Consider the following 11,402-nt stretch of genomic DNA (forward strand, 5'->3'; position numbering starts at 1 on the left):
AGCCGTAAGCCGTAAGCCGGCCAGAGAATACCCCCGAAGCTTCCGGGAACAAGGTTTTTTGTTTTTTCTTACAGCTTAAAGCTTATAGCTTACCGCTCCGGGCGAAGCCCGGTTGGTTTTTCTTATGGCTTACAGCTTAAAGCTTACAGCTCCAGGCCGTGCCCGGGCTCCGCCCGGGCACGGCCTGGTCAGTGCTCCCTCGTGTGATGAAACTGCACGTCCGGCCAGCGTTCCTGGGTCATCTGCAGGTTGACCCGGGTCGGGGCGATGTAAGTGAGGTGGCCGCCGCCGTCGATGGCCAGGTTGGCGCTGACCTTGCGCTTGAAGTCTTCCAGCATCTTCGGGTCGTCGCACTGGATCCAGCGCGCGGTCTGCACGTTGACGCCCTCGTAGATGCAGTCGACCTTGTACTCCTGCTTGAGACGATGGGCGACCACGTCGAACTGCAGCGTACCCACCGCGCCGAGGATCAAGTCGTTGTTGTCCAGCGGCATGAACACCTGGGTCGCCCCTTCTTCCGAGAGCTGCTGAAGCCCCTTCTGCAGGGCCTTCATGCGCAGGGGATCCGTCAGGCGTACACGCTTGAACAGCTCCGGGGCGAAGTGGGGAATGCCGGTGAAGCGCATGTTCTCGCCCTGGGTGAAGGTATCGCCGATCTGGATGGTGCCGTGGTTATGCAGGCCGATGATGTCGCCCGGCCAGGCCTCTTCCACATGGGCACGATCCGAGGCCATGAAGGTCAGGGCATCGGCGATCTTCACGTCCTTGCCGATACGGACGTGCCGCATCTTCATGTTCCTGTCGTACTTCCCGGAACAGACTCGCAGGAAGGCGACACGGTCACGATGATTGGGGTCCATGTTGGCCTGGATCTTGAAGACGAAACCGCTGAAGCTGCCATCTTCGGCCTCGACGGTCCGCAGGTCGGTCTCGCGGGGCTGCGGGGACGGCGCATACTCGACGAAGCCGTCCATCATTTCACGCACGCCGAAGTTGCCCATGGCGGTACCGAAATACACCGGTGTCAGCTCGCCGCGCAGGTAGGCAGCATGGTCGAAGGTATGAGAGGCACCACGCACCAGCTCGACCTCCATGCGCAGCTCCTCGGCGGCATCCTCGCCGAGTACCTCGTCGACCTCGGGATTGTCGAGCCCCTCGATCCGCTCGTCCTCGGGAATGCGGTTGCCCTGCCCCTGGGTATAGAGATGGATCACGTCATTGTAGAGGTGGTAGACGCCCTTGAAGTGACGCCCCATGCCGATCGGCCAAGTCATGGGCGCGCACTGGATCTTCAGCACATCCTCGACCTCGTCCATCACCTCGATGGGATCACGGATATCGCGGTCCATCTTGTTGATGAAGGTCAGGATCGGCGTGGTGCGCAACCGACACACCTCCATCAGCTTGATGGTGCGGTCCTCGACGCCCTTGGCGCCGTCGATCACCATCAGCGCCGAATCCACTGCCGTCAGGGTGCGGTAGGTGTCCTCGGAGAAATCCTCGTGCCCCGGCGTGTCGAGCAGGTTGACGATACGCCCGCCATAGGGGAACTGCATCACCGAGGTGGTCACGGAGATGCCGCGCTCCTGCTCCATCTTCATCCAGTCGGAGGTGGCGTGGCGATCGTCGCGCTTGCTCTTCACGGAGCCCGCCATCTGGATGGCGTTGCCGAACAGCAGCATCTTTTCCGTGATGGTGGTCTTGCCCGCGTCGGGGTGCGAAATGATGGCGAATGTCCTTCGAAGCCCGGTTTCCTGGGCCTGCTTGGCGTCTGTCATTACAACATGGCTCTGCGTTGTACTAGCCCCTGTACTCCAATCCGAAAGCAGCCAGGCGAGTATGGATGAGGAATGCGCCAATTGTACCGACAAGCCCGGAACGGTGCTACGCTGCACGATGGAAACGGAATTCAGGTGGCGACACATGGGCGTGTCCCATCCAAGAATAAGGAGACAAGACGATGGACCGCCGACCCATCTTCCTGAAAGGTGCGGCGCTGGCCGGCCTCATGATCATGCTGTCAGGCCTGACCGCCTGCGCTCCCGGGCCGACGACGCCGGAACGACAGGAAGCCGCCGCCACCGACGACAGGACCGCCAATGCGGCACGTGCCCCCGTCTCGACCAGCGAGCGTTACTTCCGCCACCTCGAGACGGGAGCCTTCGACCAGGCCTATGCCATGTGGGCACCGGACTCCCCGACCCACGAGGGCGGAAGCGAGCGCTTCGGGCAGTCCATGCTCGCCTATCAGTCATTCGACGGAGAGGCCACGGGAGCCGCCCGAACGGAAGGCGCGGCAGGCACCCTGTATGCCGAGGTCCCGATCCGAGTGTCGGGGACCCGCCGCGGCGAGCCCTTCTCGCACGAAGGGACCATGACCTTGAAGCGTTGCAATGATGTACCGGGCTGCAGCGCACAAGAACGGCAGTGGCAAATCGAGTCGATCATTCTCGAGCAACGGTGAGACACCGCCGGCGAATCGACTCGCCACTCACGTGGCAGCGTGTTCCGGCGACCGGGTTTACAGCCCCGGAATGCCGATCGGCCCCGGCATATCCGGGATGGGCGAGCAGCCGCTCAACGCCTGGGCCATCATGACAAAGGCCAACAGATACCACCAGGGGCGCGGTCTGGACATGACGATGATCTCCCTTGAACGATCATGCGCGAAGATGTCGGCTCGTCGCCACGAGCTCGTCGATGGCCAGGCAGTATGCCAGTTTCAGTAAGCCGGCAACATGATCGCCTCGGCATGCGCGCCTCGAACTCGGAGGGCCCGACGACGCTCATTGTCATGATGGCCGGCCCGCTCGCTACCTGGGCGACGCCCTCTCAGGGTTTCAGGGCCAGCCAGGGAGCCGCCCCGTCACGCTCCAGCGCCTGCAGCTCGGCACGGTAGGTCAGCGCCAGACGCTCGGTTTCGAGCACCTGGTCCGGTGTGCCATGGGCCACCCGCTTGCCGGCTGCCATCAACCAGACCCGGTCGGCATAGGTCGCGGCCAGGTTGAGGTCATGCAGCACACCGACCACCGCCATGTGTCGCTCCGCAGCCAACCGCCGCAACAGGCGCATCATGCGTTGCTGCTGACCGATGTCCAGGGCACTTGTCGGCTCATCCAGCAACAGCAGGCCGCCATCTCGCGCCTTGTCGTCGCGAGGGGCCGCCGCCAGCTGACACAGGGCACGGGCCACCATGACCCGCTGACGCTCGCCCCCCGAAAGACTCAGGACACCCCGCCCGGCAAGGCGGGAAAGCTCCAGTTGTCCCATGATCTCGGCGACCGCCGCGTCCCCCGGGTCACCGCTCAGCACCACAAGGTCACGCACCCGCCAGTCGAACCCCGTCGGCTCGAACTGGGCGACCAACGCTCGACGTCCCGCCAACGCCGCCGGTGTCCAGGCATCCAGAAACCAGCCATCCAGGGTCACCGGCCCGAGCTGCGAGTGGCGAAAGCCCGACAGCAGCGTCAACAGCGTCGTCTTGCCGGCCCCATTGGGCCCGACGATGGCCAGCAGCTCCCCCGCCCTCACCTCTCCATGCAACGGCGACAGGCTGGGCGTGTCGATCAGGCCGGCATGATGAAGGTTCAGCATCCATGCCTCCCGCGCAGCAGCAGGTACAGGAAGTAGGGGCCGCCCAGCAGGCTCGTCAGCAGCCCCACCGGCATTTCCGCGGGCATCGCCAGCACCCTGGCCAGGCCATCGGCCACCACCAGCAGCAAGGCACCGCCCAGCATGGAGGCCGGAAGCAGCAGGCGATGCCCCGGCCCCAGCCACAAGCGCAGGCAATGCGGCACCAGCAGGCCGAGAAAGCCGATGATCCCGCTCACGGCCACACAGACGCCGACGCCCAGGGAAGTCGCCGCCACCACGCGACGCGTCAGGCGCCGGCCATCCAGACCCGCGGCATGGGCCGTTGCCTCGCCGAGTTGCAGCAGGTCGAGATCCCGCGCCCGACGCAGCAGCGCGACCAGCGCCGGCGGCACCAGCACCAGCGCCACCAGGGTCGCGCCCCATAGTGAATGGGCCAGGCTGCCCATGCCCCACAGGCTGAGCTGCCGAAGCTGTTCATCGCTGGCCAGGAAGGCCAGCAGGCCGCCCCCGGCACCGGCCAGGGTATTGATCGCCAATCCCGCCAGCAGCAGGGTGAGCACGGCACCGCTACCCGCCCGACGTCGTGCCAGCCCGAAGACCAGCAGGCACACCCCGAGCGCCCCCAGAAAACCGGCCACGAACTGGCCATAGAGGCCAAAGGCGTCGCTGCCGGGAAACAGCACCACCCAGACCGCCACGCACAGCCCGGCGCCACTGGCCAGTCCCAGCAGGGTCGGATCGGCCAGCGGATTGCGAAACAGCCCCTGCATGGCCGCCCCACTGCCTGCCAGCATGGCGCCGACCAGCACTCCCAGCAGCAAGCGCGGCAGACGAAGCTGCCACCAGACCCGGCCATCCATTGCCGTCACCTCGCCCGTCACGAGTTCGACCGGCGAGATACCCAGGGAACCCGAAGACGCCGCCCAGCCAAGAGCCAGCAGCAAGGCCAGCGACAGGCCACCCAATACACCGAGGCGATGCGAGAGGCGCCGGCGTGGCAACGCACCTCGCCCGGCGTGCGACAGCGTCATGTCCATGGCGGCGTCTCCCGCTCGATCAGGGCGGTATCATCCCCCGCCAGCAAGGCGTCGAGGCGTTCGCGCAGTGCCAGCAACAAGGAAGGTGTGCGCGGCCCGAACCCCAGCAGTCCCTGGTCGTCGACCACCAGCAATCGCTTGTCGCGACCGGCCGGCGTCATGTCGAGCCCCGGCATTGCCCAGAGCGCCTTTTCGCCGCCCAGGGCCGCCAGCCCACGGCGCGATATCAGCACCAGCTCGGGGGACTGGCGCGCCAGCGCCTCGGCGCCCACCGGCTTGTAGCCCTCCATGTCGGCGAAGGCGTTATCGAGCCCCACCGCCTCCAGCATTGCCTGCGCCGCCGTGTCCCGACCGGCCACCATGGGCGTCATGCCGCCATGGCTGAGGATGAACATGGCCCGGGCCTCCGGCAATTCGGGCAGTGCCGCCAAGGCATCGAGCTCGTCGCGCAGTTCACCGACCCGTTCATTCCCCCGCGCCTCGAGATCCAGCGCCCCGGCAACGGCGCGGACCTTGTCGGGAATCGACGCCAGCCGGTCGGGGCTGTCGATCACCTCGACCGCCACCCCGGCCGCCTCGAGCTGCTCGAGGGTCTCCGCCGGCCCGGCATCATCGCTGGCCAGGATGCGATCCGGGTGCAGCGACAGCACGCTCTCCGCCGAGAGACGCCGCAGATAGCCCACCGAGGGCAAGGTCGCCACCGCGTCGGGATAAAGGCTGGTGTCATCCCGCCCGACCAGTCGATCGGCCGCCCCCAGCGCCGCCACGGTCTCGGCCATATCGCCGCCCAGCACCACCCAACGCTCATCGTCGGCCAGCGCCGGCATCGCCGCGCACAGCAAGCTGCCGAACAGGCCGACGAGACCGGCTCGCCATCCCTTCGCCATCATGCCACCGCCTCCCAGCGTGGAAAGGCCTCCAGCAGCTGTCGCCAGTCGGTGCGCTCCGCCTGCCCCTCGCGACGTTCGGCATACAACTGCAGGATCAGCCGACCCTGATCGTCGAAGGCCTCGAGGCTGGTCACGCCACCGTCGGCATTGGGCTTGTGCACCCGCCACACACGCGAGATGGCCGCTTCGTCCAGACGCAGTGCAAAGCTCGGGTCGGACAGCGTCAGTCGTCCATCACACCATTCGGGCCACGGCAGAGTACCGGTACGAATCTGCACGCAGCCGGGGCTGGAGACGAAACTCATCAACGGCATATGCTGCTCGCTGGCCCGTTGCAGCACGCTCTCCACGGCCGTCGGCGCCAGCGCCTCGGTGAAGCGCCCTTCCATCAGGGCATTGGCCTCGTGGCGCTCGAGGCCATGGCGGCGCAACAAGGTGAAGAACTGATGCACATCGCGCATGGCTCGCCATTCCTCGGCCACCCCCTCGACATCGGACAGCACTCTGGCCGGTCGCGGCATCTCCTGGGTGAAGGCCGGCTCATCCTCGGTGGCAACCTCGAACAGGCTCGTCCAGCCATCGCCCAGCGCCGTGTCCAGGGCTCGGCAACTGTGCAGCGCGCGACCATGCTGGTCGAAGACCTGCACTCGCCAGTCGATCGAGCCGCAACGCGGGCGCTCACGCACCAGGCAGGCCCAGTGCCAGTGGGAGAACAGCAGCCGTAGATCCAGCCCGCCCGGGGCCAACAGCAAGCCGGCAGCATCCCCTCCGGCCAGCCGTGGGTAACGCCCTCGCTGGAGCAGCGTCGCCGCCGACGAATGCGTCCTCGCCTCGACCTGGCCCAGCGCCTCGAAGCGCCTCGCCAGCTCTCGGGGCGCCAGTGACAGCGTCCAGGTATCGCGCCCGATGCGGGCCGCCTGCAGCTCGCCCTCGCTGATATCGAGGCGCTGTGCGATGTGCTCGGCAGACTGGCTCGGCGACGTCTCGCGCATCGCATCGAAAGCATCGAGGATCGCGCGGCGGCGCGCCGTGCTGGAGATTCGGGAAATGCTCATGATCGTGACCCCCTCTATTACCATTGCAGATTGAAGGCAGCGAACAGGCTACGCCCATCACCGAGTGCGCCACTGGGCCGGTACCACACCTTGTCGCCAAGGTTGCTCAGGCGCAGCGACGTGCTGAAGGCCGGGGTGACCCGCCAGGCCAGTTGCAGATCGTGCAGGCCGTAACCGGGCAGGCTGCCCTCACCATCCGGCTGGTCATAGGAATTGGCGAAGCGTCCTCGCCAGCCCAGGGTCAGGGCCCGGTCGAGCAGGTCCAGATCGGCCCCGAGCGTGGCTTCCAGAGGCGTTTCGCTGCCCAGCGCCTCGCCGCTGTCGCGGTCCTTGCCCGAGACTTCCGACAGGCCGGCGAAGGCGCGAAACTCGGGCCAGTCCTCGGGTTCCCAGGCCAGGCGGGCATCGAAGCCCCAGAGTCGGGCACGATTGACATTGACGGCCTGGGTCGTGCCGGCCGAGATATCCACCTCGCTGTCGATGAAGTCATCGGCACGGGTATCGAAATAGCTGGCACGCAGGGCCCAGTCCCCCCGCTCCCAGGCAACGCCGCTCTCCCAGGTACGGCTGGTTTCCGGCTGCAGATCGGGGTTGGGCACCCAGTAATTGTCGGGGAAGCAGAAGCCCGGCGAGGGGCAGAAGCCGGCAAAGTGCCGCTGGTCGGCATAGAGTTCGGACAGGCTCGGGGCACGGAAGGCCTCGGCATAACCGCTGTAGACCATCAGCCCCGATGTCGGGCGCCAGGACAGCCGTAGCCTCGGCGAGAGCTGGGTCTCTTCGGTCTCGCGACCGGCGGCGTCCTCGGCGTCATAGCGGTCGTAACGCGCGCCCAGTCCCAGGTCGAAGACCCCGGCGCCGCCCTCGGAGAGATGACGCCCCGCCGTCAGGGTATCCTCGAGATACAGGGCCTGGGTATCGATATCGGCATGGGGAAAGCCCGAGGCCCCGCCACCCGGCCGCTGGCTGGCGCGATCCGCCTCGGCGCCGAACACCAGGGTCTGGGTCAGCCAGCCGTGCTCGAGGCGATGGTAGCCATCGCTCTGCACGCCCCAACGCTCCAGGGTGCGATTGGCATCGTCCTCGTCGATCTCCTGGCGACTCAGGCTCAGTCGCGACGTCACTTCGCTGGCGGCCCCGGAACGCCAGCGATGCCCCAGCTGCACGTTGTCGCTGGTCACCTGGCGCCGGCGATAAGCGTCCTCGGTCGTCAGCTGCTGCGGATTGGCGGGCTGGGTGGCCGTTTCGTCATAACGCTGCCACTGGGCGAAGAGGCGGTTCTGGTCATCGGGCTGCCAGCCGCCCTTGAGCAGCAGGCTATCGAGCTCAGCATCCTCGGGGGCCTCCTGCCCACCGGCACGCCGAATCTCGCCAGACTCGCGACGCCCCACGGAGACCAGGCCATCCACCGCCCCATTGGCCGTCTCGCGCTCGCCGAAGGCGCTGAAGGCACCCCCCATCTCATCGCGGGCCGTGGCACCACCCAGCGACAACCGCATGCCGCCCTGCTCACCCGGCCGCAACAGGTCCGACGCCTCCACCGTCTCGAAGCTCACCACCCCACCCATGGCGTTGCTGCCATAGAGGCTGGACAAGGCACCGCGAGCGATCTGGACCTCGCGTATCAACCAAGGGTCGATATAGAAGGCGCCCAGATGGCCGGTGTTGATGTCCTGGCGAATCCCGTCGAGGCGTACCTGTACGCCGTTGGAATCGAAGCCGCGCAGGCTCAGGGTCTGGCCGTTGCGGCGACCGCTCCCTGCCACATGCAGCCCGGGCTGCCGGGACAACACGTCCTCGACGCTCGACGCCGTGGAAAGTGCCGGATCGTCCCGGTCGATGACATCCAGGATCAAGGGCGCACGGGACGGGTCACCGGGCAGACGCGTGCCGGTGACGGTCATTTCGTCCAGCGTGGCCGCCGACGCGGCACTATCAGACGAGGCATCCGCCACCGCCTGAGTCGCGACGATGGGCAGGGTCCACGCCATGGCAGCGGCGATGGAGTGACAGGGTTTCATAAGCCAGGGCTCCCGGGCAGTTTCCTTGGTGATTCGGATGGCTGGCTGGGAACGGCGTCACCGCACCTGGCTGGCATTATCGAGTGACGAGTTTTGAGTCACGAGCCTCGAGCTTCGAGCCACGAGCCACGAGCCACGAGCCACGAGCAACCCCAAGAAAACCAGGAGTCTCGAGTTACGAGCCGCGAGTCACGAGCAACCCCGAAAACCAGGAGTCTCGAGTTACGAGCCACGAGCCGCGAGCAACCCCGAAAACCAGGAATCAGGGGTTCGCATCTCGCATCTCGCATCTCGCATCTCGCATCTCGTAGCTCGTAGCTCGTAGCTCGTAGCTCGTAGCTCATGCCGTCAGAATCAACTTCCCCAATCGCGTCCGCCGCAACACATAGCGCCGCCCCTCGTGATGGATGATCAGGCGCCCCTCGCGACCCAGCAGGGAATCGCTGTCGATGCTCCTGACCGCCTCTCCGCGCGTGTGCCGTTCTGTTGACGCGTCCTGCGATGACGGTGGTCCTGAAGCCGGCATGAGAGTCAATCCTTTTCGCTAATGATAACGATTATCAGAATCAATTTATACCACCGCCCTGGCTCGGCTTCAAGCACCGGCAAGGGTCAGTGTTGTTCATCGGGGACACCGAGCCGAATCGCTATCACCCTGATACAATGGCTATTTTGATCCGGCTCACGGCATGAGCCGACGCCTGCCGCGCGGCCATGGAGCGAGCGCGGAACCTTGACGACTGGCTTGAAGACTCGAAGGACTGCCTCTTGGCCACACCACGCCGAGCCCCCCATGAGGGCACCCTCGCCGTCGCGACCCGACGCATGCTGGCCCTGCCGATCCTGAGCGCCTGCCTGCCCGAGTTCGATCGGTTCTGCCCTCTCGGCTCGCCGGGCGGGCGTCGGGCAGCCAGCGTAGCCGGCTGGGGCCTCAAGCCGAGCTCCCGCAAGGCACGCGCGCATGCCGACCGCCACCGGCTGCCCTACCTGGCCATCGAGGACGGTTTCCTGCGCTCATGGGGGCTCGGCGTGGAGGGACATCCCCCCCATAGCCTCATCGTCGATCCCCTGGGCATCTATTACGACGCCAGCCGGCCCTCGACGCTGGAAAACCTGATTCTGGACGCCGATGACACCCCCGAGGCGGAGCTCGTCCGGGCCAGGGACGGCATGGAGCGACTGCGCGAACTGCGGCTCTCCAAGTACAACCAGGCACCGGATCGCCGCCTGTTCGACGACGACCGACCGCGCGTGCTGGTCGTCGACCAGACCGCCGGCGACGCCTCGATCGCGGGCGGCCTGGCCGAGCCCGACGACTTCCGGCGCATGCTGGACGCCGCCCGAGCCGAGCACCCCGAGTCGGAAATCCTGATCAAGGTCCACCCCGACGTCATCGCCGGCAAGAAGGCCGGACACCTTCTCGAGGCCGGACGACTGCCTGGCTGCCGGCTCATCGGCGAGAACCTGAATCCCTGGTCGCTGCTCGATGCGGTGCATTGCGTGCATGTGGTCAGCAGCCAGCTGGGCTTCGAAGCCCTGCTGGCCGGCAAGCGCGTCGTCTGCCACGGCGTGCCCTTCTATGCCGGCTGGGGCCTCACCGACGATCGCCGCTCCTGCCCGCGCCGCGGCGTTCAGCGCTCGCTCGCCCAGGTCTTCTCGGCGGCCTATCTGCGCTATGCCCGCTACGCCAACCCCTATACCGGCCAGGCCACCGACTTCGAGGAAGCCCTCGAGCTGATCGGCGACCAGACCCGCCAGCAACGCCGCCTGGCGGGTCGCTGGGTGACCTGGGGGCTGTCGTCCTGGAAACGCGGCTTCGTCGGCGATTTCCTCGGACATGATGCCGACATCCGTCATCTGCGCCACGACCACCCCCCGAAAGACGCCGGGCGCGACGAACGCCTGCTGTGCTGGGCCTCACGACTGGATGCCGAGACCGAGGAGCGCTGTCGCGCCCGAGGTCAGGCACTGTGGCGCATGGAAGACGGCTTTCTGCGTTCCATCGGCCTGGGCGTCGACCTGGCTCGCCCGCTTTCGCTGGTCGTGGATGCCCTCGGCATCCATTACGACGCCAGCCGCGAAAGCGAACTGGAACGCACCCTGAACGACGCCTCCTTCTCCCCCGCCCTGCTGCGCCGGGCGGCCCGACTTCGAGAACGCCTGGTCGCCCTGCGACTCTCCAAGTACAACGTCCCCGGCGCGCGGCGCCTCCAGCGCCCCGAGGGCGGCCGCCTGCTGCTGGTACCCGGCCAGGTGGAGAGCGACGCCTCCATCGCCCACGGCACGCTCGACATCCGCACCAACGGCGCCCTGCTCGCCGCCGTGCGGCGGGCCAACCCCGACGCCCGCATCCTCTACAAGCCGCACCCCGACGTGGTGACCGGCGCACGGATCGGCGCCCTGAGCCAGGCCGACGAGCGCCTCTACGATCAGGAGGTCGGCGACGTCGATATCGTCGATTTGCTGGACATGGTCGATGAGGTCCATACCATGTGCTCCCTGGCGGGGTTCGAGGCACTGCTTCGAGGGCGTCGCGTCGTTACCTACGGGATGCCGTTCTACGCGGGCTGGGGGCTGACCGAGGATCGTCATGCCTGCCCCAGGCGTCGTCGGTCTCTCGACCTGGATGCACTGGTCGCGGCCACCCTGATCCTCTACCCGCTGTATGTCGATCCGGGCAGTCGCCGGCTGTGCAACGCCGAGACCGTCGTGGCCCTGCTGGAACAGCGCCGAGCCGAACACCCTCGCCCGGCGTGGCGAACGCAGCTGTATCGCTGGTACCGCAATATCTTTATCGGAAAGCATTAA

At 66.6% G+C, this 11,402-nt stretch carries 9 protein-coding genes; 2 read left to right on the plus strand and 7 right to left on the minus strand.

Going from position 1 to position 11,402, the window contains the following annotated elements; translation table 11 throughout:
- Positions 1–188: 188 nt before the first annotated feature.
- Entirely contained in the window at positions 189–1,778 is a 1,590-nt protein-coding gene (locus RSO41_RS04360; RefSeq protein ID WP_315617845.1) for a peptide chain release factor 3, read from the minus strand.
- A 182-nt stretch (positions 1,779–1,960) separates the two neighbouring features.
- Between RSO41_RS04360 and RSO41_RS04365 the strand changes: the two genes are divergently transcribed.
- Positions 1,961–2,464, plus strand: coding sequence for a hypothetical protein (locus RSO41_RS04365; protein WP_315617846.1), 504 nt, complete (start codon positions 1,961–1,963; stop codon positions 2,462–2,464).
- A gap of 368 nt (positions 2,465–2,832) precedes the next feature.
- Here RSO41_RS04365 and RSO41_RS04370 read toward each other — a convergent pair whose 3' ends face one another.
- From RSO41_RS04370 to hemP, 6 genes are all read right to left on the minus strand, one after another.
- Positions 2,833–3,594 (minus strand): ATP-binding cassette domain-containing protein, encoded by a 762-nt coding sequence (locus RSO41_RS04370; protein ID WP_315617847.1) that lies wholly within the window; start codon positions 3,592–3,594, stop codon positions 2,833–2,835.
- Positions 3,588–4,631, minus strand: a complete 1,044-nt coding sequence (locus tag RSO41_RS04375) for an iron ABC transporter permease (RefSeq protein WP_315617848.1) — start codon at positions 4,629–4,631, stop codon at positions 3,588–3,590. Before RSO41_RS04375 ends, RSO41_RS04370 begins: the two co-directional genes overlap by 7 nt.
- Positions 4,622–5,521, minus strand: a complete 900-nt coding sequence (locus tag RSO41_RS04380) for a hemin ABC transporter substrate-binding protein (RefSeq protein WP_315617849.1) — start codon at positions 5,519–5,521, stop codon at positions 4,622–4,624. Before RSO41_RS04380 ends, RSO41_RS04375 begins: the two co-directional genes overlap by 10 nt.
- Positions 5,518–6,576 carry a ChuX/HutX family heme-like substrate-binding protein gene (locus RSO41_RS04385; protein ID WP_315617850.1) on the minus strand — a complete coding sequence of 353 codons (1,059 nt, stop codon included), beginning with the start codon at positions 6,574–6,576 and terminating at the stop codon, positions 5,518–5,520. The genes RSO41_RS04380 and RSO41_RS04385 overlap by 4 nt, the downstream gene beginning before the upstream one ends.
- A 17-nt stretch (positions 6,577–6,593) precedes the next feature.
- A complete protein-coding gene (locus tag RSO41_RS04390; protein WP_315617851.1) occupies positions 6,594–8,594 on the minus strand; it encodes a TonB-dependent receptor domain-containing protein in 2,001 nt (666 codons plus the stop codon).
- Between the two features lie 340 nt (positions 8,595–8,934).
- The gene (gene hemP / locus RSO41_RS04395) at positions 8,935–9,120 is read right to left on the minus strand and encodes a hemin uptake protein HemP (RefSeq protein WP_315617852.1); all 186 of its coding nucleotides are present in this window, start codon (positions 9,118–9,120) and stop codon (positions 8,935–8,937) included.
- Between the two features lie 299 nt (positions 9,121–9,419).
- Here hemP and RSO41_RS04400 point away from each other — a divergent pair, with 299 nt between their 5' ends.
- Entirely contained in the window at positions 9,420–11,402 is a 1,983-nt protein-coding gene (locus RSO41_RS04400; RefSeq protein ID WP_410000316.1) for a capsular polysaccharide biosynthesis protein, read from the plus strand.

The sequence above is a fragment of the Halomonas sp. I1 genome (assembly GCF_032334135.1).
GTDB lineage: Bacteria > Pseudomonadota > Gammaproteobacteria > Pseudomonadales > Halomonadaceae > Halomonas.

Coding starts and splice junctions, on each gene's coding strand:
- RSO41_RS04360 (WP_315617845.1), bottom strand. CDS start 1,778: ATGACAGACGCCAAGCAGGCCCAGGAAACCGGGCTTCGAAGGACATTC.
- RSO41_RS04365 (WP_315617846.1), top strand. CDS start 1,961: ATGGACCGCCGACCCATCTTCCTGAAAGGTGCGGCGCTGGCCGGCCTC.
- RSO41_RS04370 (WP_315617847.1), bottom strand. CDS start 3,594: ATGCTGAACCTTCATCATGCCGGCCTGATCGACACGCCCAGCCTGTCG.
- RSO41_RS04375 (WP_315617848.1), bottom strand. CDS start 4,631: ATGGACATGACGCTGTCGCACGCCGGGCGAGGTGCGTTGCCACGCCGG.
- RSO41_RS04380 (WP_315617849.1), bottom strand. CDS start 5,521: ATGATGGCGAAGGGATGGCGAGCCGGTCTCGTCGGCCTGTTCGGCAGC.
- RSO41_RS04385 (WP_315617850.1), bottom strand. CDS start 6,576: ATGAGCATTTCCCGAATCTCCAGCACGGCGCGCCGCCGCGCGATCCTC.
- RSO41_RS04390 (WP_315617851.1), bottom strand. CDS start 8,594: ATGAAACCCTGTCACTCCATCGCCGCTGCCATGGCGTGGACCCTGCCC.
- hemP (WP_315617852.1), bottom strand. CDS start 9,120: ATGCCGGCTTCAGGACCACCGTCATCGCAGGACGCGTCAACAGAACGG.
- RSO41_RS04400 (WP_410000316.1), top strand. CDS start 9,420: ATGCTGGCCCTGCCGATCCTGAGCGCCTGCCTGCCCGAGTTCGATCGG.